The organism is Undibacterium sp. YM2 (assembly GCF_009937975.1).
Lineage (GTDB): Bacteria > Pseudomonadota > Gammaproteobacteria > Burkholderiales > Burkholderiaceae_D > Undibacterium.
Genome location: NZ_AP018441.1, coordinates 3,618,758 through 3,641,163, shown reverse-complemented (window position 1 = coordinate 3,641,163; position 22,406 = coordinate 3,618,758). Strand labels below are relative to the sequence as shown.

Annotated in this window: 17 protein-coding genes; 11 read left to right on the top strand and 6 right to left on the bottom strand. The window is 51.6% G+C overall.

Annotated features, from left to right (window positions below; all coding sequences use genetic code 11):
• Positions 1 to 96 precede the first annotated feature (96 nt).
• The 7 genes from UNDYM_RS16455 (at position 97) to UNDYM_RS16425 (ending at position 9,830) form a co-directional block, all read left to right on the top strand.
• A complete protein-coding gene (locus UNDYM_RS16455) occupies positions 97 to 1,278 on the top strand; it encodes an efflux RND transporter periplasmic adaptor subunit (RefSeq protein ID WP_162041995.1) in 1,182 nt (393 codons plus the stop codon).
• Between the two features lie 3 nt (positions 1,279 to 1,281).
• Positions 1,282 to 4,410: an efflux RND transporter permease subunit gene (locus UNDYM_RS16450; protein WP_162041994.1), complete on the top strand. Its 3,129-nt coding sequence runs from the start codon at positions 1,282 to 1,284 to the stop codon at positions 4,408 to 4,410.
• 313 nt (positions 4,411 to 4,723) lie between these two features.
• Positions 4,724 to 6,250 (top strand): lipase family protein, encoded by a 1,527-nt coding sequence (locus UNDYM_RS16445; RefSeq protein ID WP_162041993.1) that lies wholly within the window; start codon positions 4,724 to 4,726, stop codon positions 6,248 to 6,250.
• A 14-nt stretch (positions 6,251 to 6,264) separates the two neighbouring features.
• Positions 6,265 to 6,939 carry an OmpW family protein gene (locus tag UNDYM_RS16440; protein WP_162041992.1) on the top strand — a complete coding sequence of 225 codons (675 nt, stop codon included), beginning with the start codon at positions 6,265 to 6,267 and terminating at the stop codon, positions 6,937 to 6,939.
• A 232-nt stretch (positions 6,940 to 7,171) separates the two neighbouring features.
• Complete coding sequence (locus tag UNDYM_RS16435; protein WP_162041991.1) at positions 7,172 to 7,780, top strand: TetR/AcrR family transcriptional regulator; 609 nt, start codon at positions 7,172 to 7,174, stop codon at positions 7,778 to 7,780.
• Positions 7,781 to 7,899: 119 nt separating this feature from the next.
• A complete protein-coding gene (locus tag UNDYM_RS16430; protein ID WP_162041990.1) occupies positions 7,900 to 8,709 on the top strand; it encodes an oxidoreductase in 810 nt (269 codons plus the stop codon).
• Between the two features lie 119 nt (positions 8,710 to 8,828).
• Positions 8,829 to 9,830 (top strand): NADP-dependent oxidoreductase, encoded by a 1,002-nt coding sequence (locus tag UNDYM_RS16425; protein ID WP_162044658.1) that lies wholly within the window; start codon positions 8,829 to 8,831, stop codon positions 9,828 to 9,830.
• A 208-nt stretch (positions 9,831 to 10,038) separates the two neighbouring features.
• Here UNDYM_RS16425 and UNDYM_RS16420 read toward each other — a convergent pair whose 3' ends face one another.
• Positions 10,039 to 11,595, bottom strand: a complete 1,557-nt coding sequence (locus tag UNDYM_RS16420; protein WP_162041989.1) for a transglycosylase SLT domain-containing protein — start codon at positions 11,593 to 11,595, stop codon at positions 10,039 to 10,041.
• Between the two features lie 367 nt (positions 11,596 to 11,962).
• Here UNDYM_RS16420 and UNDYM_RS16415 point away from each other — a divergent pair, with 367 nt between their 5' ends.
• On the top strand, positions 11,963 to 13,627 hold the full coding sequence (locus UNDYM_RS16415; RefSeq protein ID WP_162041988.1) for an amidohydrolase: 1,665 nt from the start codon (positions 11,963 to 11,965) through the stop codon (positions 13,625 to 13,627).
• Between the two features lie 30 nt (positions 13,628 to 13,657).
• Here UNDYM_RS16415 and UNDYM_RS16410 read toward each other — a convergent pair whose 3' ends face one another.
• Positions 13,658 to 14,878 carry an MFS transporter gene (locus UNDYM_RS16410; protein WP_162041987.1) on the bottom strand — a complete coding sequence of 407 codons (1,221 nt, stop codon included), beginning with the start codon at positions 14,876 to 14,878 and terminating at the stop codon, positions 13,658 to 13,660.
• 113 nt (positions 14,879 to 14,991) lie between these two features.
• Here UNDYM_RS16410 and UNDYM_RS16405 point away from each other — a divergent pair, with 113 nt between their 5' ends.
• On the top strand, positions 14,992 to 15,567 hold the full coding sequence (locus tag UNDYM_RS16405; protein WP_162041986.1) for a TetR/AcrR family transcriptional regulator: 576 nt from the start codon (positions 14,992 to 14,994) through the stop codon (positions 15,565 to 15,567).
• A 52-nt stretch (positions 15,568 to 15,619) separates the two neighbouring features.
• Here the strand turns inward: UNDYM_RS16405 and UNDYM_RS16400 are convergent, their stop codons facing one another.
• Entirely contained in the window at positions 15,620 to 15,994 is a 375-nt protein-coding gene (locus UNDYM_RS16400; protein WP_162041985.1) for a VOC family protein, read from the bottom strand.
• 65 nt (positions 15,995 to 16,059) lie between these two features.
• Positions 16,060 to 17,895, bottom strand: a complete 1,836-nt coding sequence (locus UNDYM_RS16395) for an ABC transporter transmembrane domain-containing protein (RefSeq protein ID WP_162041984.1) — start codon at positions 17,893 to 17,895, stop codon at positions 16,060 to 16,062.
• 203 nt (positions 17,896 to 18,098) lie between these two features.
• On the opposite strand from UNDYM_RS16395, the gene UNDYM_RS16390 reads away from it, so the two are divergent.
• Both UNDYM_RS16390 and UNDYM_RS16385 read left to right on the top strand, forming a co-directional pair.
• The gene (locus UNDYM_RS16390) at positions 18,099 to 20,504 is read left to right on the top strand and encodes a penicillin acylase family protein (RefSeq protein WP_162041983.1); all 2,406 of its coding nucleotides are present in this window, start codon (positions 18,099 to 18,101) and stop codon (positions 20,502 to 20,504) included.
• A 63-nt stretch (positions 20,505 to 20,567) separates the two neighbouring features.
• Positions 20,568 to 20,840 carry a hypothetical protein gene (locus UNDYM_RS16385; RefSeq protein WP_162041982.1) on the top strand — a complete coding sequence of 91 codons (273 nt, stop codon included), beginning with the start codon at positions 20,568 to 20,570 and terminating at the stop codon, positions 20,838 to 20,840.
• 84 nt (positions 20,841 to 20,924) lie between these two features.
• On the opposite strand, the gene UNDYM_RS16380 is transcribed toward UNDYM_RS16385, so the two are convergent.
• Positions 20,925 to 21,863, bottom strand: a complete 939-nt coding sequence (locus tag UNDYM_RS16380; protein ID WP_162041981.1) for a polysaccharide lyase family 1 protein — start codon at positions 21,861 to 21,863, stop codon at positions 20,925 to 20,927.
• A 20-nt stretch (positions 21,864 to 21,883) separates the two neighbouring features.
• Positions 21,884 to 22,294, bottom strand: a complete 411-nt coding sequence (locus UNDYM_RS16375) for a hypothetical protein (RefSeq protein ID WP_162041980.1) — start codon at positions 22,292 to 22,294, stop codon at positions 21,884 to 21,886.
• Positions 22,295 to 22,406: the final 112 nt, after the last annotated feature.

Here is a 22,406-nt window from a genome sequence, read left to right as displayed (position 1 = left end):
AACTTATCCTGTGCCGATTAGTCAAACCGCTAAACAAAGTCTGGCCTGCCTGGCGGCAGAGCGGATATAGCGCACACACACTGGAATATCTTCATCATGCAAAACAAATTTCGCTTACGTAATTCCCAGGGGCAGATTCAATGGCGTACGCCTGTCGTGACTGTTGCAGCACTGGCAATTTGCAGTGGTCTCTGGATGTTTTATTCCAGCAAAATGACTGCGCAAGCCAGTACCAATGAAAAAAAACAGGCCGACAAGGAAGTAGTCTATGAACTGGCTGCTGCAGATATCGCCAGTGCAGAACTCAAGGAATTGTCAGCACAACTGCCCATCTCGGGTTCGCTGGTGCCTGATAGCCAGGTCACCGTGCGTGCCAAGGTGATTGCTGAAGTTGCCGATGCTTCCTTGCAAGAGGGCATGGCAGTACAAAAAGGCCAGATCATTGCCCGCTTTACCGCTGCCGACTTGCATGCACGCCTGACTACGCAAGAAGCTGCAGTTGATGAGGCCCAGGCCAGGCTGGCGCTGGCGCAAAAGAACCGCCTGTCTAACGAAACCTTGTTGAAACAAAACTATATTTCACAAAATGCCTACGACACTACCCACAATGGGCTGGAGCTGGCACAGGCCAGCCTGAAGTCGGCATTGTCGCAAAAGCAGGTGGCACAACTGGCGCTGGCAGACACGCAAGTGCGTTCGCCGCTGGATGGTTACATCAGCAAGCGACATGTGCAGGCAGGTGAAAAAGTATCGCCAGATACTGCCCTGTACAGCATCGTCAATCTCAGCCACATGACGCTGGAAGCACAAGTGCCCGCAAGTGAAATCCCCCGCGTCAGGACAGGGCAAAAAGTCGCGTTCCAGGTCGATGGTTTTGGCAAGCGCGAATTCGTTGGCAAGGTAGCGCGCATCAACCCGGCGACAGAAACAGGCTCACGTTCCATGATGGTATACATCGCTGTCGATAATGCAGACGCAGCATTGCGGGGCGGCATGTTCGCCAAGGGTAGCCTGGTGCTGGAAAAATCAGCACCAGCCACGACCGTGCCGCTGACAGCCGTGCGCCAGGTGAATGGCGCTGATGTGGTCTACCAAATCATTAATGATCAGGTGAAAATGCAAACCGTCAAACTGGGTTTGCGTAGTGAAGACGAAGGCAAGGTACAAATCGTGCAGGGCCTGGATGCCGGTGCAGTGCTGATTTCTTCCCGCCTCGATGGCGTCAAGTCTGGTAGCAAAGTGAAGATGCCCAAGCCCACTCCTGCATCGAAGGTCTGAGCCATGTGGATGACCAAAGTCAGTATACAAAACCCGGTGTTTGCCACCATGGTCATGATAGGCCTGATGGTGCTTGGTATTTTTTCATATAGAGGTCTGGGCCTGGAAAACATGCCCAATGTCGAGTCGCCCGGTGTCTGGATGGAAGTGCTTTACCCGGGCGCTTCACCAGAGATTGTTGAGAATGACATCACCAAGCCGGTAGAAAATGTCGTCAATACCATCAGTGGCGTCAAGCGCATCATGGCCAGTTCGTATGAGGGCAGGGCTGGCATCTGGATAGAATTCCAACTGCACGTCAATGGCGACAAGGTCTTGCAGGAAGTGCGCGACAAAGTGGCGCAGATACGCCCTGGCTTCCCGCGTGATGTGAAAGACCCTTTCATCGTCAAGGGCGGTGATGGTAATGGCCGCCCGGTCGTGCAAATGGCGATCAGTTCTGGTGAACGCAGCTTGCGTGATCTGTCGAACATGACAGACCAGATCATCGTCAAGAAATTGCAAAGCGTGCCAGGTGTGGGCAGGGTTGATGTGCGTGGTGCTGTAGTGCGCCAGGTGCAGGTCAAGCTTTTGCCTGACCGTATGGCAGCTAACCATATTGGCGTCAATGAAGTATTGGCTGCGATACAGAGCACCAATCAAAACATGCCGGCAGGTTTGATCACCCGTGGTTCGCAAGATCAACTGGTCAGGCTGGAAGCCAAGATAGCGGACACCCGTGGTTTTAATAAAGTCATCGTCGCCCGCCGTGCCGGCTCACCTGTCTATCTGGAACAGATTGCAGAAGTGCAGGATGGTGAGAAGGAAGAATATTCCATCTCACGCGTGAATGGACAAAGATCAGTTGCTGTTGCTATCAGCCGCATACAGGATGCCAATATCGTTGAGGTAGGCGATGGCATCATGGAAGCTATTGCCGATCTTAAAACGCGTCTGCCCAAAGACGTGCAAATGACCATCAGCGAAAACAATGCTGATTTTGTCAGGCACTCCCTTGACGGCGTCAAAGAAACCATACTCGAAGGTGCAGGTCTGACGGTGTTGATCGTTTTCCTGTTCCTACATTCCTGGCGCAGTACCATCATCACTGGCCTGACTCTGCCTATTTCGGTGATTGCGACTTTCATTGCACTCAAGGCTTTTGGCTTTACCCTGAATTTTTTGACCATGATGGCGCTGTCACTCTGCATAGGTTTACTGATTGATGATGCCATTGTTGTGCGGGAAAATATCGTCCGGCACCTGGGCATGGGCAAGGGGCACAAGCAGGCAGCAGAAGATGGCACCAATGAAATTGGCCTGGCGGTCATGGCGACTACCTTTGCCATCGTCGCCGTGTTCGTGCCCGTGGCTTTCATGCAGGGCATGATAGGCAAGTTCTTTTTCCAGTTCGGCATTACAGTGACCGTGGCCGTGCTGGTATCGCTGTTTGTCAGTTTTACGCTGGACCCCATGTTGTCATCGGTATGGCGCGATCCTGAGCAAGACCGCTTCAAACGCCTGCCATGGCTGGCCAAATTCATGAATGCCATAGAACATGGCATAGAAAAACTGCACGTCATTTATGGCAAGTTGCTGCAACTGGTTTTGCGCAAACGTAAAACCACCTTGCTGCTGGCGACATCTTTATTTGCCGGCAGTTTTTTCCTGGTGCCCATGATAGGTACAGAATTTGTACCTGAGGCAGATGAAGGTCAGATCACCATCAACCTGAAAACTCCTGTAGGTTCCAGCCTGCAATATACCGACGATAAAACTCACCAGGTTGAGGCTGTTCTGAAGGAGATGAAAGACATCCAGACCATCAACACCTCGGTCGGCATTGAGAATGAAAGAAATACTGCACAAATCAATATGAAGCTCAGTGAAAAGCGCATCAGCCATCGCAAATCACAAAAGCAGATGGAGATGCAAATACGTGAGCGTCTGAAAAGCATACCCGGCATAGAAATGGCAGTTGGTTTCGACAAGCCTATCTATGTAGCGATACTCGGCCCCGATGCGGACAAGTTGCAGGACGTTATCGATAGTGTCATGAAAAAAATGGCGGGTATCAAAGGTATCGCTGATCTGGAGAGCAGCCTGACAGGTGCTAACCCTACTGTCCTGGTCAAGGTCAATAATGAGCTGGCGAATGACCTGGGCTTGTCAGTGCAGCAGATAGGTGCCGCACTACGCCCCTTTGTTGCGGGCGACACGCTGGGCCAATGGCTGGCACCGGATGGTCAGAATTATGAAATCAATGTGCAATTGCCCAAATCAGGCAGGCAAAAAATTTCTGACCTGGGTGACCTGTCACTTGCGAGTAGCAAGATCGATGCAAACGGCAAACCCATGATGGTGCCTTTGCGCCTGGTCGTGCAATTTGTTCCCAGCACCAGCCCGCGCGTCATCAAGCGTCAGGACTTGCAACGCCGGGCAGCCATCTATGCCAACGTCGAAGGCCGTCCAGCCGGTGACGTAGGTGCTGAAGTACAAAAACTGGTGAAGACCATAGAATTGCCGCCAGGCTACCGCTTTGATATCGGTGGTCAGACCAGGGAAATGCAAGAGTCCTTCCAGGCTGCCGTGGCAGCACTGGGTATAGCAGTGATCTTTATTTACCTGATTCTGGCTTCGCAATTCGGCAGTTTCCTGCAACCACTGGCGATCATGACGGCCTTGCCGTTTTCGCTGATCGGTGTATTGCTGGCTTTGCTGATTACTGGCAGCACCCTGAATATTTTCTCCATCATCGGCTTCATCATGCTCATGGGTCTGGTGACCAAGAATGCGATCTTGCTGGTTGATTTTATCAACCAGGCGCAAAAGCAGGGCATGAACCAGTTTGATGCCGTGCTGGCTGCCGGACAGGTGCGCTTGCGCCCCATCATGATGACAACGCTGGCGATGATATTTGGTATGCTGCCCATGGCCATGGGGATTAGCGATGGGGCAGAAACCCAGGCGCCAATGGGCCGGGCAGTGATAGGCGGCATCATTACATCGACACTGCTGACTTTGCTGGTAGTGCCTATCGCCTATACTTACCTGGATAATCTGGGCAAAAAGGCGAAAGCTTATTTTGCTCATCGTGAACCAGCGCATGAACCAGCACCAGTGACTGCAGCTGTGCACGTGGTGCAGGATTAAAACGAAAAAATTCTATCTTGAGGCAGCTATTTGCGTATCGGAAAAGGTATACTTGCCGCCCGGAAAAAGAGAAGCCCGTGAGCTCTCTTTTTCACTGATTTTTTAAGAGTGTTGTATTTGCCCCGCATGGAAAATCTTTGGGGCAAGTTCAGACTAAATTTTTAAGAGTGTTTACTCTAGATGTGAAATTTTCGCTATTCATCAAATTGCGTAAATGACATACTGTTTGCTAAGTTTTAGAACGCTCGTTCCATTTTATGTGGCACTGGTTAAATCTACGGACTTGCAAAAAAATACTTAACAGGAGACAACAATGCGTCAAACTCACATAGCACTGGGTCTGCTTTCTGCTGCCGTTTTAACGGCTTGCGGTGGCGGCGGTAGTGCTGGTCCAGTCATCGATAACACACCTGCCCGCGGCACTCTGGTCGCCAATCCACCTGTACTGGTGCCTATTCCCCAGGCAAGTGGCCCGGCATTGACCAAGCTTGATCCGGTCGTTTTCAAAGCTTCTCTGGATGCTGCCAAGCCAGGTTTGACACAAATCACCGGCGCTCCCAAGTGCGAAATCAGCACTTACTACATGAAATACACCACAGTCGGCGGCGCCAATGAAGCGACTGACGCAACTGGTGCCATCATGGTTCCATCTGGCAGCGATCCAGCATGTACCGGCCCACGTCCAGTCATTCTGTATGCACATGGCACGACGGTAGAAAAATCCTTCAACATGGCCAACCTGCGTGACAACTCGGAAGCCATCCTGATGGCAGCCATGTATGCAGCGCAAGGCTTCATCGTAGTTGCGCCTAACTATGCGGGCTACGATACTTCTGCACTGACTTATCATCCTTACCTGAACGCTGAACAGCAAGCCAATGACATGGTCGATTCCCTGCGTGCTGCGCGCAAGGCTTTCGCGACTATCGGTGCGCAGGATTCTGGCAAGCTGGTCATCAGCGGTTATTCTCAAGGCGGTCACGTTGCCATGGCAACGCAACGTGCGATGCAGACAACCTATGCTTCCGAATTCAAGGTAAGCGCATTGGCTGGTATGTCCGGTCCTTATGCGATGTCCTTGCTGGGTGATGCCACTTTTGCTGGCAGCCCGAATGCAGGTGGCACGGTATTCATCCCGCTGATCACAACCAGCTGGCAAAAATCCTACGGTGGTTTGTATTCCAGCCCGAACGAAGTCTATGAAGACAAATACGCTACCGGCATAGAAACCCTGCTGCCAGGCGCGTTGACTTTCAATGACCTGTTCACGACTGGTAAATTGCCAGCGTATGCAATGTTTGCCAAAGATTCTCTGCCAGGCCCATCGTCTCCTGCATTTGCTGCCTTCTTTGGTGACGGTAACCTGGTGAAAACCAGTTATCGCAATACCTATCTGGCTGATGCACAGAAAAATCCTTGCAACGTTAATCCTGCCGATCCTTTGAACTGTACTCCTGCCAATCCTTTCCGTAAGGCTGGCGTGAAAAACGACTTGCGTAACTATGTACCTAATGTACCAGTCATGCTGTGCGGTGGTAATGGTGATCCTACCGTGTTCTTCGCAAGTACACAGGCAACAGCAGGCTTCTTCCAGGCTAAAGGCTTGCCGGCAGCAGCGCTGACAGTATTGGACGTTGATTCTTCCCCAACCAGCGCAGCCGATCCATTTGCTGCAGCTAAAGTTGGTTTTGCCCAAAGCAAGCAGGCAGCAATCAATGCTGCGATTGCTGCCAAGGTAGATCCGACGACAGCGGTTGCCAGCCAGTACCACGGTACTCTGGTACCACCGTTCTGTAACGCTGCATCCCGCGCCTTCTTCCAGCAAGTTTTGGCTAAATAAGAGAGGACGCCATCATGAAAAAAATTCATTTCGCCGTTAGTGCCCTGTTTGGTCTGGCCTGCGCTTCCTCTGCTCATGCTTTTGAAAATACGGTACGTGCAGGTATCATCAATGTACAGGTGCATTCTGAATCCCCGGATTTCACCAGCAACGGCCCGGCATTCCTGACGCCACAGCCAGCTGGCCTGGTCGTCCAGAATGCTACTACGCTGGCATTGGGTTATTCCCGCCGTATCAATGATCATCTCGATTTCGATTTTGTCGCGGGTATTCCACCGGAGCATGAAGTAACTGGTCGCGGTACTTTGGCGCCTTATGGTGTTATTTCCAAGGTCAAGCAACGCGCACCTACTTTCTTCCTCAACTACAATTTTGGCGCGCCGACGAATACTTTCCGTCCTTTTGTAGGCCTGGGTTTGAACTACACCCAGTTCTTTGATGCGAAATCAACTGCTGTAGGCAATATTGCTACCGGTGGGCCAACCAAAATTGAATTGAAGGATTCCATAGGCCTGGCTGGTCAGGTAGGTGTCAAATATCAATACGATGAACGCTGGTCTGTCACAGCCACTATCGCTGCTGCTAAAGTCAAATCTGACATGACAGCAACAACAGGCAGTATCGAACGTAAAACGACGATCGACTTCCGTCCTGTCGTCTATTGCGTGGCTCTGGGTTACAGTTTCTGATCAGGACTGATCACTTAATCTGCTTGGTTTGACAGAGGGTTCCAGCGAAAGCTGGAGCTCTTTTTTTGTATGTCATTGATAAGTAATTCTTTACGCGTGATGCATCTGGTCTTGTCAATCTGATTGCTTGAGGCTGCTCTTCACTAGGCAAGTTGCGCAGGCTATCCACCTTCTGCGAGTTGATGCTCATGCCTTTTTGAGGGCAGTTCAGCATGTTGTTTCAAAATGGTATATGATGACCATCATGGGAAATAATTCATCCAAACTAAAAGGCGCGAGTCGCAAAGAAATCACGCACGATCGCATCGTTGAAGTTGCTGCGCGTGCAATACGGCGCAGCGGTTATGATGGTACTGGTGTCGCTGACCTCATGAAGGAAGCCGGTTTGACGCACGGCGGTTTTTATAGTCACTTTGCCTCACGCGAAGCATTGCTGGCAGAGGCCGCTGACAGGGCAGGAGCGGAAGCGGTGGCAGTTTCTGCCCAGATTGCTGCTGCCGTGCCGCCTGAGCAGGCATTGCAGGCACTGGTGCAGGCTTATTTGTCGAAAGAGCACTTTGATAGCATAGAAACCGGTTGCCCTGTGAGTGCTCTGGGTTCTGAGATGCCCAGGCAGGCACCGGAGGTGCGGCGTGCGGCTACCCGTCGCATCAAGGAAATGATAGACGTTGTTGCACGCCAGTTGCCAGACTGGGGACAGCCAGGTGCGCACGAGAAGGCGCTGATGATGGTGGCCACCATGGTTGGCACCATGCTGATGGCGCGGGCTGTTGATGACCCCAGGTTGTCTGAAAGTTTTCTTGCGGCTGCGCGGGAAAAACTCATTCCCTCTGGAAATTGATTTCCGTGGATATCTACGGGGTTTTTGTTTTGTTAAAATATGATGATTGTCATATTTTAATGTGAAATTTGAGCCTTGCCATTCTTTAGATGCATGGCACATATAGATTGGAGAATATGATGAGTATAAAAATAGCGCTCGTGACAGGCGCTTCGCAGGGTATAGGTGCAGCTACAGCCGAGAGGCTGGCTAAAGCTGGTCACAAGGTCTACGGTACCAGCAGGCGAGGGGCAGTAAAAGGTCAGTGGACCTTTGAGATGCTGTCACTGGATGTGACCAGCGATGAGTCTGTCACGTCAGCTGTCAATGAAGTGGTCCGTTTGAATGGGCGTATAGATTTGCTTGTAAATAATGCCGGGATAGGCATTGCGCCTGCCGGTGCAGAAGAGATCTCGATAGCGCAGGCCCAGGCGATTTTTGATACAAATTTTTTTGGATTGCTGCGGGTAACGCAGGCGGTCGTGCCGCACATGCGACGCCAGGGAGCAGGTCGCATTATTAACATAGGTTCGGTGCTGGGTTTTTTGCCTATGCCTTACGGGGCTTTATATGCTGCGACCAAGCATGCGGTCGAAGCTTATTCCGAATCCCTGGACCATGAACTACGCACCAGAGGTATTCGCGTCACCGTGATAGAGCCTGCATACACCAGGACCGCATTCGACGCGAACATGCTGGAACCCGACACCAAGATGGAAGAGTATCGCGAAATTCGCGCTATAGTGAATAAGAGAATTAAAGAAGTAATGGAAACAGCTGAGGGACCCGGGGTCGTGGCGGAGACTGTGTTGAGGGCTGCCGGTGTACAGCATCCCAAATTGCGTTACACCGCAGGCACTCTGGCGAAACGCTTGCGCTTGCTGCGCACATTTGCGCCAGACGGCATGATGGATGCAGGGATACGGAAAGACCTGAGGCTAGAAGCATAGTTGCGGTTCTGTGTCTTGCTTCTTGCGCAGGGATTGCATGAAGCTGCCGGATCACATCAAAAGTTAACAAGCAGATTTTTCCCGAGAATTATTGTAAACAAATTGGAGTCACAATCATGATGAAAGCTGTCATTGTCGATTGCTACCAAAAAAAGAGTGCGCTGCGAATTGGCCAGATGCCAGTCCCTGAACTGGGAGAAGCTGAGGTCCTGGTGCAGGTTCATGCCGCTGCCGTCAACCTGCTGGATGCGAAGATACGGGATGGTGAATTTAAGCTCATTCTGCCTTATCGCTTGCCACTCATCCTGGGTCATGATGTTGCTGGAGTCGTGGTTAAAGTGGGTTCCAAAGTGCGGCAGTTCAAGCTGGGTGATGAGGTTTATGCCAGGCTAGATGACTTCAGGATCGGCGCCTTTGCAGAATTTATCGCCATCAAGGAAGATTCGCTGGCGATGAAACCGGCATCACTGAGCATGGAAGAAGCTGCGTCTATCCCGCTGGTAGGTTTGACGGCCTGGCAGGCGCTGGTTGAAAAAGCCAATTTGAAACCAGGGCAAAAGGTGTTTATTCAGGCTGGTTCAGGTGGTGTAGGGACATTTGCGATTCAATTGGCGAAGCACTTGGGAGCATTCGTCGCCACCACAACCAGCGCTGCGAATATTGATCTGGTGAAGAGCCTGGGCGCAGATGTCGTGATCGACTACAGGAAGGACGATTTCGAAAAAGTCTTGCACGATTACGATGTGGTATTGAATAGTCAGGATGCAAAGACGCTGGAAAAATCATTGCAGATACTAAAATCTGGTGGAAAACTCATTTCAATTTCCGGGCCGCCGGATGTAGCGTTTGCAGAAGAAATTGGTGCTCCCTGGTTCGTGAAATTAATCACGCGCCTGCTGAGCTTTGGCGTGCGAAGAAAATCTGGACGGCGCGATATAAGTTACTCTTTCCTGTTCATGAGAGCACATGGCAGGCAATTGCGTGAAATTACTACTCTCATCGATGCCGGGGCAATACGTCCAGTCATAGACAAGGTTTTTCCATTTGAAGCCAGTAACGAAGCAATGGCTTATGTCGAAAGTGGGCGGGCAAAAGGCAAGGTTGTCATCAAGATTCTATAGACTGTGCAAGACCTGACTGTAGATGGTGCAAAGTATGGCCCCGGCTATTACTGGTATTGGCAGTCCGATCGCCTTGCCTGCGATACTGTATGGAAGTCTGTATGAATGAACAGCCCTCACATTCACATGTGAGGGCTGTTCATTTTACGTTGGGGCAATCAGCTTGAACTGCTCACCCGATCTGGGCGACCCTGTCCGGGCGACCTGATTAACTATGCTTTTTCTTGCCCAGCTTCAGGTTGGCAAGCAGAGTCTTGCCATGCCGTGCAGGGGCTGCTGTGTGATGGGTGACTTTAGGTGCTGGCGCAGCGCGGCGGCTGCCTGCGGCTGCCAGCATATTCGTCTGGTTGACCTGGGTGACGATAGGAGTCTGTATATGCAGGGTCTGGCCGTGGGCCACATTTTCGCGTTTCAGGTGATTCCAGGTCTTCAGTTCTGCGACGCTGACTCGGAAGCGTTTGGCTATCGCAGCCAGATTATCGTGCTTGCTGACCTTGTAACTGACCTGGCGGGTAGAAGTTTTTTCTATGACCAGTTGCGCTTTTTCAGCAATTTCCAGCGAGATATCATTGTCTGGTGCCTTGGCTGACTTTGGTACCAGCAAGGTGGAGCCCGCCTTGACCATCATTTTTGCCGGAATGAAATTCACTTCGCGCACCACCTCGGGCTTGAGCCCGAGTTTGCTTGCCAGCGCCTCTACACGCTCGGTTTTTTGTACGGTGTGGGCAGACCAGCTGGATAAAGGACCTTGCCATTTGTTCAGGTTTTGTTTGAACAGGGCAGCATTATCCGTGGGCAGCAAAATTTTTGTGCCTGAACCACCAGTAATGACAGGGCGGCTGAATTGCGGGTTCAGTGCTGTGAACTCATCCAGTGGCAGTTCTGCCAGTTGCGCGGCTACGCGCACGTCGATATCACGGGTTTTTTCAACAGAGACAAAGTAGGGCTGATTATCCAGCTTGGGCAGCGCCAGATTGAATTGCTCCGGATGACCTATGATATTTTTAACTGCCTGCAGTTTTGGCAGGTAGTTTTTGGTCTCATTTGGCATGTGCACCGACAGGCTCTGGAAGTCTATCGGCAAGCCTAGTGCCTGTTGTTTCTTGATGGCGCGTTGCACCGAGCCTTCGCCCCAGTTATAGGCTGCCAGCGCCAGTTGCCAGTCGCCAAACATGCCATACAGTTTTTCCAGGTAATTCAGGGCGGCATCGGTAGAGTCGATGACGCCGCGCCTGTCATCCTTGAACATGGTTTGCTTGAGGTTGAAGTCGCGGCCTGTCGCTGCCATGAACTGCCACATGCCGGTTGCTTTGGCAGTGGAAATGGCTTGAGGATTAAAGGCAGATTCTATGAAAGGCAGCAGGGCCAGTTCCGTGGGCATGCCGCGCTTTTCCAGCTCTTCCACCACATGATAGAGATAGCGGGAGCCGCGTTGCACTGTGCGCAAGATATATTCAGTGCGTGTGCCATACCAGGCTAGCTGGTTGGCGACCAACTGGTTTTCCAGGTCGGGGATGGCGTAACCCGCGCGTACACGCTCCCATAAATCCGCTGCCTTGTCATCGACACGAATGACCGCATCGGAAGGCAATTCCTGCGGAATGGCTGGATTGGCCGTGGTTTGTTGTACTGAGTTGGTCGTTTCTGGTGCTGACACCAGGGAGAAAACTGGGGGCGGAGCGTCTGCAAGACATAATTGAGGGGCCAGGCCAGTTAGCAAGGCGGCGGTCAATATGCTTGGAGAGTGTAGTCGGAATCGTTTCATAGGCAATGAATTGTCTAATCGACCATAGTCGACGTGGATTGCAGAATCGTGTGAGTGTACGCAAGTGCAGTTTGCAGCGTCAAGAAAAATGTCAGTTGAATGACAAGTTTTACATCTGTTACATGGGGATGCCTTCAGATTTCACTTTTTCCTGAGTGGAAAATCTGTAAATTCCGACCAATATCGCTTTACGTGCAATTAAATATCCCTAATTTCATCTTTTGTTGTAATTTTTCTGGCGCTGATTCCCGGTTTTAATTTATATGACAAGGAAATATAGGGGCAGCTTTAAAACACTTGTTGCCAAAGAATATTGAAATACAATACACATCCTCATCGGCGTATCTATTCAATCTGGACGTGGTCTATGCAAAGCACATTGAAACCCTTGATATTGGCAATTGCCATCATGAGCACAGGTCTGGCAGCGGCCGACACAATTATCGATAATGTCCGTGGCTACACCCTGAATCAGGAGGGGAAGCTGCTGCACTTTGAGTCGCTGGCTTTTGATGATGCGGGCAAAGTAATTGGAATCGGTAAGGCTAAAGAGCTGGTCACCAGATTACCCAAGGCCAGGCATATCAATGGCGGCAGTAAAACCCTGTTGCCAGGCATGATAGATGCACATGGTCATGTATTGAGCCTCGGTGCAAGTCAGATGCAACTCAGTTTGCGCGCTACTGCCAATCTGGCAGAAGCGCAAAAGGCTATTGCTGATTATGCAAGCCGCTTTCCTTTGAATCAGTGGATCATGGGTGGCGAGTGGAATCAGGCAAACTGGAAGCTGGGCCGCTTTCCCACTGCGCAAGAGATAGATGCGGTTGTCAAAGAACGCCCGGTCTGGTTGTCGCGGGTAGATGGCCATGCCGGTTGGGCCAATAGCAAGGCCTTGCAACTGGCCGGTATTACAGAAAATACCCCTGACCCTGCCGGTGGCAAGATAGAAAAAGATGCCCAGGGCAAGCCTACCGGCATCCTCGTCGATGCGGCCATGCGCCTGGTTGATAAGGTGGTACCGCCTGCGTCGAGTGCCGAGCAAAGGGCAGCCCTGGACCTGGCCTTGCTGGAGCTGGCCAAGGTCGGCGTCACCAGCGTGCATGATGCCGGTGTTTCAGAACCTGCTGACAAATTATTCCGAGAATATGCAGATCAGGGCAAATTGACGACGCGCATCTATGGCATGGTGCGTGGTACCGATGGTTTTTTCGACAAAGTTTCGCAGCAAGGTCCTTTGCTCACTTATGGGCATGACTTTTACTCTCTGCGTGCGGTAAAGCTGTTTGCTGATGGCGCACTCGGCAGCCGTGGCGCGGCCTTGATGGCACCATATTCAGATGCGCCGCATACACATGGTCTGCTGTTCAAGACTGCCGATGAGATGTACGCGATGATAGAAAAAGCCGCCAGCAAGGGCTATCAGGTGAATGTGCATGCGATTGGTGATGCAGGTAATCGCCAGATACTGGACGGCTTTGCCCGCTTGCCAGCATCAGCATCTGCCAACTTGCGTCACCGTATAGAGCATGCCCAGGTCGTGGCGCTGGAGGATATTCCACGCTTCAAACAACTGGGTATCTTGCCCTCCATGCAGCCTACTCATGCGACATCAGACATGAATATGGCCGAGGACAGAGTAGGGGCTGAGCGCATCAAGGGTGCTTATGCGTGGCGCAGTTTCTTGCAGCAGGGCTCACGCATCGCCTGTGGTTCGGACTTCCCGATAGAATCGCCCAATCCATTCTGGGGTGTGCATGCAGCCGTCACCCGTCAGGACATGGCGGGCAAGCCTGCGCAAGGCTGGTATGCCAATCAAGCCATGACGGTGCAGGAAGCCTTGCGCTGCTTCACTATTGATGCCGCCTATGCAGCGCATCAGGAAAGTACGCTTGGCACACTGGAAGCTGGCAAGTGGGCAGACTTTATTCTCATCGACCAGGATATGCTGAATATGCCCGCCGCCGATATTTACAAGATCAAGGTCTTGCAAACCTGGGTGGCTGGCAAGCAGATTTATTCAGCCACTAAATAAACCTTGCTTTCATGAGGGCTGCAGTGCGGTTCAGGCCGCCTGCAGTTGCAATTGTTTTTCGTGTATAGGCAAGTGCACCAGGGCAGCAGCGACTGCCAGGGTGATATCGATATACCAGAGCAAATTGAAATTCCCATTTGCCTCCAGCACCTTGCCACCCAGCCAGACACCCAGGAATCCACCGAGTTGATGTGTCAGCATGACGATGCCAAACAGGCTGGCCATATTGGCTGGCCCGAACAACTTCGCTACCAGGCCGGCGGTCGGTGGTACCGTCGATAAGAACGTCAGCCCCATAACAGCGGCAAATATCAATACGACAGTACCGTTTTTTGGTGCCAGCAAAAACAGGATGATCGCAATGGCACGTGTCGCATACAGCAATGATAGCAGGGACTTCATGCGCCACTTGCCAACTGCCCAGCCCATGGAAATGCTGCCTATGATGTTGAACAGACCAAGCATGGCCAGCGCCCAGCCACCAAACTCTGCAGGCAAGCCACACAGGCTGATCACACCCGGCAAATGGGTGGCCAGAAAAGCCACGTGGAAGCCGCACACAAAAAAACCTGCCGCCAGCATCAGGTAACTGGGGTTTTTCAGGGCGATGGAGATGGCTTTGGATGTGCTGACAGGTGCCTGTCCGGTACTGGCAGCTTGTACAGGTTTGCCGCGCAACAGATAGGCAGCGGGCAGGGCCAGCAAAACCAGAATGCCCATGATCTGCATCGCATTATTCCAGCCATACCAACCCATGAGCGTGATGGCGATTGGTGCCATCAAAAACTGGCCAAAAGAGCCACCAGCATTGACGATGCCAGTAGCAATACCACGCTTTTCTGCAGGGATCATGCGGGTGGCAGTTGCCATCAGTACCGCTGGCCCGGCCATGCCAGCGCCACCTGCTGCGAGCATGCCTATGGCAAAGATCAGGCCAGCCGTTGTTGTCATCAGCGGCGTGATGAAAGTGCCCACGGCCACCAGAATGATACCTACGCACAAGACACGGCCAGCACCCATCTTGTCAGCAAAGGCGCCCGCAAATGGCTGCGTCAGACCCCACCACAATTGCCCAAAGGCGAAAGCCAGGCTGATATTGCCTACGCCCAGGCCAGTGGCAGTATTCATCGGGCTAAGAAACAAGCCCATGCTTTGCCGTGCCCCCATGGTCAGGGCAAACGTGCCAGCAGTGCCTAGCAGGACCAGCCAGATGGCAGGGTATTTGTGTAATAGATTGTTCCTGGTATCCATATCGTTTTCCGTGAATGAAAGGGCAGATTTGATTTTAAATGATGATCATCATGATTGTATATATTACGTTTGTAATCTATAATGTCAAGAGAATTTATCGATGGAGTAGTGCCATGAAAGTCAGCAGAGAGCAGGCAAATGAAAATCGGCAACGCATTTTGGATGTGGCTTCGCAGCTATTCCGTGAGCGCGGCTATGATGGTGTCAGCGTGGTTGATCTGATGAAGGGCGCGGGCCTGACCCATGGTGGCTTTTATGGAAACTTTTCTTCCAAAGAAGACCTGATTGCGCAAACCTGCGCACTGAGTCTGGGCCGCTCTGCAGAGCGTTGGAAGAAGTGGCAGACAGAATCCCCGGATACCGCGCTGTCACGCATCGCTAATGATTATCTGTCTCCTGCGCACAGGGACAAGCCGGGCAGGGGCTGTGCCCTCGCAGCTCTGGGGTCAGACATGGCCAGGCAAAATGAGACAGTGCGCAAAGCTGCCGACAAAGGCGCGCATGACTTGATGGTCGTGCTGGCAGATTTGCTACCTGGCGAAACGAGAGAGAAAAGAGAAGACAGGGCCATGCTGGCTTTGGCCAGTATGGTAGGAGCAGTCGTGCTGGCGCGTGTGGCGGAAGATGAAAATTTTTCCCGGCGCATCCTGGGCGCTGTCGCTGCTACGCTGGAGGCTGAAAAGGATTGAAGCCCGCCTGACTCTTGCAATTCAAGGGGAATAGCAAGAGCCAGCTGAGGCTTTAGCCACCCATGCAAAATGCATTCAATTTATTGCCATCCAGGTCGCGGAAATAAGCAGCGTAAAAACCGCTGTCACCTCTTGGGCCTGGTCCACCCTCATCTTTGCCACCCAGTTCAATGGCCTTGTTATATAGGGCTTGCACCTGTTCTTTGGTTTTGACGACGAGGGCCGCCATACTGCCATTACCCACTGTCGCTGGTTCGCCATTAAATGGCGTGATTATGCCCAGTGCGGGATGTTTGGGGCTGACTCCCCAGGCGACGAAACCTTCTGATTCCATAGTGCGTTTGGCACCTATTTCTGCCAGCAGCGCATCGTAAAAAGCGGCGGCACGCTTGACATCATTGGTGCCCAGGGTAATGTAGCCTATCATCATGGTCTCCTTTGGATATGTTATTGATGAGTTGGTTATTTTGCCACATTATTTTGTGCCAAGATCTATTCTTCATTCCTGTGTAAATCAAACTGCAATGCCGCCAGTTTTGCATAAACCCCACCTTGCTCTACCAACGAGGAGTGAGTGCCGGTTTCCACAATGCGGCCATGTTCCATGACGATGATACGGTTGGCGCGCTGTACGGTGGCCAACCTGTGCGCAATGATCAGGGTAGTGCGGCCCTGCATCGCTACTTCCAGTGCGCCTTGCACCAGGCGTTCTGATTCTGCATCGAGGGCGCTGGTGGCTTCATCCAGCAACAGCAGTGGCGGGTTTTTCAGCAGAGCGCGGGCAATGGCTATCCTTTGTTTTTGTCCGCCAGACAGTCGCACGCCACGCTCACCGAGAAAGGATTGATAGCCTTCCGGCAGTCTTTCTATGAATTCATGCGCGGCTGCCATTTTCGCTGCCGCTATCACTTCTGCATCACTGGCATCGGCGCGGCCATAGCGTATGTTTTCCATGGCATTGGCTGAGAAGATGACGGTATCCTGCGGCACCACGCCTATCGCGCCACGCAGTTCATGTAAATTCAGTTCGCGGATATTGATACCGTCGAGTGTGATCCTGCCCTGCTGCGGATCATAAAAACGTAAGAGCATCTGGAACAAGGTAGTCTTGCCCGCACCGGAAGAACCAACAATGGCGACAGTTTCTCCAGGCTGTATATCCAGGTTCAGATTCAACAAGGCTGCCGTGTTGGGGCGTGAAGGGTAATGAAACTCAAGGCCCTGCAATGACAGTGACGCGCCTCTGGGGTCATGCTCGGCACGGGTAGGCAAGCTCAGTGCTTTTACTGGATTTTGTATTGGTGATTTGACCTCGATCAATTCCAGCAGGCGCTCGGTTGCACCTGCTGCACGCTGGGCATCGCCCATGACTTCAGACAAAGCACCAACAGCACCCGCTACGATGGATGCATACAAAATAAACTGACCCAGCTCACCACCACTCATGCGGCCTTGCATGACGGCATGGGCACCCAGCCACAATACAAAGACGATAGCGCCAAAGATCAGCAGAATGGCCATGACTGTCAGCAGTGAACGGGCGCGTATGCGGCGCATGGCAGTTTTGAATGCGCCTTCGACCGAACCAGAGAAGCGCTGGGCTTCCATCTGCTCATGGGTGAATGCCTGCACAGTTGGCATGGCGTTCAGGATTTCACCAGCGATTGCTGAGGCATCAGCAATCCTGTCTTGCGAATCACGCGAAAGCGTGCGCACACGACGGCCAAATAAAATGATAGGCAAGACCACTACCGCCAGCATGACGATGATGATGGATGACAGTTTAGGGCTGGTAATAAACAGCATCACCAGGCCGCCAAGGAAAAGCAGGAAATTACGCAAAGCCATGGAGATGCTGGTGCCCACTACGGTTTGTATCAGGGTGGTATCGGTAGTCAGGCGTGACAGCACTTCACCTGTTTGCGTGGTTTCAAAAAATTCAGGGCTCTGCGTGACCACATGCGAATACACGGCATTGCGTATATCTGCCGTCACTCTTTCACCTAGCCAGGACACCATATAAAATCGCGCCGCGGTGGCTATGCCCAGCACACAGGCCACACCAAACAGAGCGATGAAGGTCAGGTCTACATGCTTGATACTGTGGTCGCCGCCACCAAAACCCAGGTCTATCATCTGGCGAAAAGCGTAAGGTATTGCCAATGTGGCACCGGCTGCCACCAGCAAGGCAATACCTGCCAATACAAATTGCATCTTGTAGGGCGTAAGGAAAGGCAATAAACCTTTCAGCGTTTGTAAACTGCTGCGCTGGGAAATTTCAGTGGCGGCTTGTGCTGTGGAGGGGGATGTTGAGGGGGAAGTGGTCATGCGCAGTCCAGAATAGTGGGCAAGCGTGGGCTAAGCAAATAGCAAAACGTATAGATGATGATAGGTGAGCCAAAATCAATAGTCCATAGCGCTCTTTTTCTGGTGATGAACTATTGATAATATTTGGGTTTGTTGCACTCTTGAGCGCGACTCTTGCTACTGAGTGTAGAATCTGATCACTATGCCACATTGAGAGCGAACGAATGAAACGCCTGCTGAAATGGAGTCTGCTTGTATTGCTTGGTCTGCTGTTGATCACTATCACCGCAGCCGCTGTTCATCTGTATGGCAAGCGCGTGCAGCGCTCAGGTAATCAGGTGCTCACGGGTTTGCAAGCTGAAGTGACGGTGCAATATGACGAGCGCGGTGTGCCGCATATCGAAGCCAGGAACGAAGCAGACTTATATCGTGCCCTGGGTTATGTGCATGCGCAGGACAGGCTGTTTCAAATGGAAATGGTGCGCCGCCTCGCTAAAGGCGAACTGGCTGAAATTCTTGGCCCCAAACTGCTGGATACCGACCGCTTGTTCCGCACCCTGGGTTTGCGCAAACACGCGGCTGATTATGCGGCCAGACTTGATAAAAGTTCCGCCGCAGTCAAAGCCCTGAATGCCTACCTTGATGGTATCAACCAGTATCAGGCCACCCACGCAGTGCCGCTGGAATTTGAATTGCTGGGCATACCGAAGCGGCCATTCACTGCAGAAGATACAGTTGCTGTATCTGGTTACATGGCTTACAGCTTTGCTGCGGCTTTCCGTTCGGAGCCAGTATTGACGCAGATACGTGACAAGCTGGGTGCAGATTATCTGCGTATTTTTGATTTTTCCTGGCACCCCGAGGGCGTCATCAAGCCTCTGCAATTGAGCGCGGCAGACTGGGACAGGATGAACCGCATCGCAACGACGAGCCAACAAGTCATGGAAGAATTTGGCTTGCCACAGTTCGAGGGTAGCAATGCCTGGGTAGTCGCTGGCAAAAATACTGCGAGTGGCAAACCCCTGCTGGCAGGTGATCCGCACATCGCTTACTCGGCACCCGCAGTCTGGTATGAAGCCCATCTCAAAATGCCGGGCTTTGAATTATATGGTCATCACCAGGCGCTCAATCCCTTTGCTTTACTCGGCCATAACCAGAACTTTGGCTGGACGCTGACCATGTTCCAGAATGATGATGTTGATTTTATTGCTGAAAAAATCAACCCGCAAAATCCCAATCAAGTCTGGGTCAAGGGGCAATGGGTGGATATGCAGAGCCGCGAAGAAGTCATCAAGGTCAAAGGCGCAACAGCAGTTAAACTGCAATTGCGGACATCTCCTCATGGTCCCATCATCAGCGATGCCTTCCGTCAGGCCTGGGGTGACGATATGACGGCCAAACCCATCGCCATGTGGTGGGCATTTCTGGAAACTGAAAACCCCGTGCTTGATGCCTTTTATGAATTGAACCGTGCCAGCACAAAAGACATCGCGGCCCATGCTGCCAGCAATATCCATGCGCCTGGCTTGAATGTGGTCTGGGCAAATGCGCAAGGCGATATCGCCTGGTGGGCGGCGGCGAAACTGGTCAAGCGGCCAACTGATGTGAATCCGGCCTTCATCCTTGATGGCAGTACGGCAGAAGCTGATAAACCCGGCTTTACTGATTTTGCCGATAACCCGCATGAAGTCAATCCTGCCCGTGGGTTTATCGTCTCTGCCAACCAGCAGCCTTTGCCATCAGCTGATTTTGCCATCCCAGGTTATTACAATCTGAAGGAGCGTGCGCGACGTCTTGAAGCCGTGCTTTCGCAACCAGGCGTCAAGTGGAATACCAAAAACAGCCAGGCGCTACAGCTTGATAACAAGACAGCTTATGCTGCGCAGATTTTGCCATCCATATTGCCGATTTTGCGCAAGCAAGTAAAGGATGCAGATGGCAAGCGACTGCTGGAACAACTGGAAAAATGGGATGGCAGCTACCAGGCGAATAGCACAGCACCCACCATCTTCAGCCAATTGCTGTACCAGATCATCTATGCGGCAATGGCAGATGAAGTGGGCGAAGTCCAGTTCAAGAATCTCTTGCGTACCCGCGCACTCGATGATGCTTTGCCACGCCTGTTGGCAGACGCGAATTCTCCGTGGTGGGATAATCGTTCAACAGCATCGATAGAAACTCGCGACGATATCCTGGCACTGGCCTGGCGCGACAGCATCGCACATCTGCAAAAGACGTTTGGTACCGACAGCAAGCAATGGACCTGGGCCAAGGCACACACCCTGACACACAAGCATCCGCTTTCCCAACAAAAGCCGCTGGACAAGATATTCAACATCGGCCCGTTTGAAGTTGCTGGCGGGCGTGAAGTGCCAAATAATCTGGCGGCAGCAATAGGTCCTGCACCATGGGATGTGGTATATGGCCCATCGACACGGCGCCTGATCGATTTTGCCGATGCCTCAAAAGCTTTAGGTATCAACCCGGTAGGGCAGAGCGGGGTGTTGTTTGATGCGCATTACAATGATCAGGCCAAAGGCTTTGCGGCTGGGACTTATGTGCCGCAGTATTTGAGTGATAAGGATGTTGCTGCTCACGCTACTAGTACGCTGACATTAAGAGCGAAATAATTAATGAAATCAAAAGCCTCAACAATACTATTTGAAATGTTTTTTTGACGGTTTTTAAAAATAATGAGTAATCGTACTTTTGCCTGTCTTGACTGTAAGAAGTTGCAGCGCAAGGATCAGAATATTCCGGCCTTTTTTTGTCCGCATTGTGGCAAGGAGAGCATTTGTGTGCACTGGAAGCTGCGTGTGCCTTCTCCCAGAAAAATCAAGAAATGGAATTCATTCTGGAGTCGCTATCTTTCAGAACTGAGGCAGTTGAAAGAATTTTATGCAGGGCGAGGTGCGGCTACGCTTTATCTTCCTTTACTCAATCAGGAACATCGTCGTCATGATTAGACAAAAAACTGGACGGCATGATTGCCGCCCAGTAGGTGCCGACTCAATCGGACTTAATCAGACTTAATCAAGATATAGTCAGATTTATTTACAACTCAGTTTTGCCAGAGAAGTGCCAGCACCCGCGACCGCAGGCAGTTTTTGCTTGAGACAGGCAGGTGCATCTGGTGTATAGCTATACGGTATGCCAACTGGTAAATGCGATGTCGTTACCCAGTCTGTTGCATCACGGCTGGGCTTGGAATCACTCGCTACCCAATTGATGCCATAAGTGTTGAAGTCGGCAGGCGTCTTGATATTATTGTTGCGCAATTCCCAATAGCCAAGCACATCACTGTCGCGTGAGGTGACGGGGTTTTGTGAATTTTCGAAGTAATTGCTTTCGATCAGGGAATAGCCCTGCATGCGCACATTGATGCCCGAGGTTTTGATATCGCTATACAGATTATTATAGATATGGGTATAACCACCACGCTGCAGGGGCAGGCGTGAGCCTACGTTTTTATAATAATTGTGATGGAAGGTGATGTAGCGGTCACTTGCATCGCTGTCGCTAGAACCGATCAGGCCTACTTTGTGATGATCATGGATGTAGTTATAAGAGTAGGTGATGTGATGCGCACCTGCCTTGTTATCCACCAGGCCATCAAACTCCAGGTCACCCGCGCCCGGGCATTCGGCAAGTGAGCTGAACAGGGTGTTGTGGTCTATCCAGACATAGCCAGGGAATTTGCCGCTCTGGCCTTCAATGCCTATGGCATCGATAGAGCCAGGCAGCAGGCCTATGGTCATATTGCGAATAATCACATTGGTCGCGCCACCCTTGACGGCAATACCAAAATTGGCCGCAGAGCCATTGCTGCCTTCTATCGTGATATTGCCCTTATTCTTGATTTCGACTATCGCACCTTTGGCTTTTTTCCATTGTGTGCATGCATCAGGAATAGTGCGGAAATCAAACATGCCGTTATAGCGTATCACCAGGCCACCAGTGCCATTGTAGGCATCAATTGCTGCCTGCATTTGTGCCGCAGTCGTGACTGCTACAGCGGCAACTGTACCACCACCAGTGACCAGCCCGGCAAAGCCGCCACTGTGTCCGGCTGGCGCGGTTCCTGTGCCAGTGCCTGAACCTGAGCCATCATTTGAGCCACTGCCGCCGCCAGTATCTGGCGTGCCAGCTGGGCCAACGGCACATTTTCTTTGGTGTCGGCTGTTGCTGCCACGCCAAAGGTGGCTGCTGTACAACTGACATTACCCGACAGGGATTTGATGACCCATTTATCTTTCAATCCAAATGATACCTGCAGTGCTTTGTCGCCTACTTTGCAGGTGCCGCCTTCATCGGCACATTTAGAAAAGCCCGAGGGCCAGTCTGCTGCAAAAACATTAGCTGCACTGCCAGACGCTGCAATGATGGCAAAGGCGATCAATTTCAATTTCTTGTTATTCATTTTCCCTCCGGGTTTTTGTTTCGTTAGTTAAAAAAAATTCGCTTACCAAAACATCTGCACAACTGATCTCTTTTGAATCAAGAAATCCGGGTTGGCTTTCAATTTGGTGAAG

Bases quoted from the DNA above. Each gene is read 5' to 3' on its own strand.
- UNDYM_RS16455 (WP_162041995.1), top strand. From the start codon at position 97: ATGCAAAACAAATTTCGCTTACGTAATTCCCAGGGGCAGATTCAATGG.
- UNDYM_RS16450 (WP_162041994.1), top strand. From the start codon at position 1,282: ATGTGGATGACCAAAGTCAGTATACAAAACCCGGTGTTTGCCACCATG.
- UNDYM_RS16445 (WP_162041993.1), top strand. From the start codon at position 4,724: ATGCGTCAAACTCACATAGCACTGGGTCTGCTTTCTGCTGCCGTTTTA.
- UNDYM_RS16440 (WP_162041992.1), top strand. From the start codon at position 6,265: ATGAAAAAAATTCATTTCGCCGTTAGTGCCCTGTTTGGTCTGGCCTGC.
- UNDYM_RS16435 (WP_162041991.1), top strand. From the start codon at position 7,172: ATGATGACCATCATGGGAAATAATTCATCCAAACTAAAAGGCGCGAGT.
- UNDYM_RS16430 (WP_162041990.1), top strand. From the start codon at position 7,900: ATGAGTATAAAAATAGCGCTCGTGACAGGCGCTTCGCAGGGTATAGGT.
- UNDYM_RS16425 (WP_162044658.1), top strand. From the start codon at position 8,829: ATGAAAGCTGTCATTGTCGATTGCTACCAAAAAAAGAGTGCGCTGCGA.
- UNDYM_RS16420 (WP_162041989.1), bottom strand. From the start codon at position 11,595: ATGAAACGATTCCGACTACACTCTCCAAGCATATTGACCGCCGCCTTG.
- UNDYM_RS16415 (WP_162041988.1), top strand. From the start codon at position 11,963: ATGCAAAGCACATTGAAACCCTTGATATTGGCAATTGCCATCATGAGC.
- UNDYM_RS16410 (WP_162041987.1), bottom strand. From the start codon at position 14,878: ATGGATACCAGGAACAATCTATTACACAAATACCCTGCCATCTGGCTG.
- UNDYM_RS16405 (WP_162041986.1), top strand. From the start codon at position 14,992: ATGAAAGTCAGCAGAGAGCAGGCAAATGAAAATCGGCAACGCATTTTG.
- UNDYM_RS16400 (WP_162041985.1), bottom strand. From the start codon at position 15,994: ATGATAGGCTACATTACCCTGGGCACCAATGATGTCAAGCGTGCCGCC.
- UNDYM_RS16395 (WP_162041984.1), bottom strand. From the start codon at position 17,895: ATGACCACTTCCCCCTCAACATCCCCCTCCACAGCACAAGCCGCCACT.
- UNDYM_RS16390 (WP_162041983.1), top strand. From the start codon at position 18,099: ATGAAACGCCTGCTGAAATGGAGTCTGCTTGTATTGCTTGGTCTGCTG.
- UNDYM_RS16385 (WP_162041982.1), top strand. From the start codon at position 20,568: ATGAGTAATCGTACTTTTGCCTGTCTTGACTGTAAGAAGTTGCAGCGC.
- UNDYM_RS16380 (WP_162041981.1), bottom strand. From the start codon at position 21,863: ATGCAGGCAGCAATTGATGCCTACAATGGCACTGGTGGCCTGGTGATA.
- UNDYM_RS16375 (WP_162041980.1), bottom strand. From the start codon at position 22,294: ATGAATAACAAGAAATTGAAATTGATCGCCTTTGCCATCATTGCAGCG.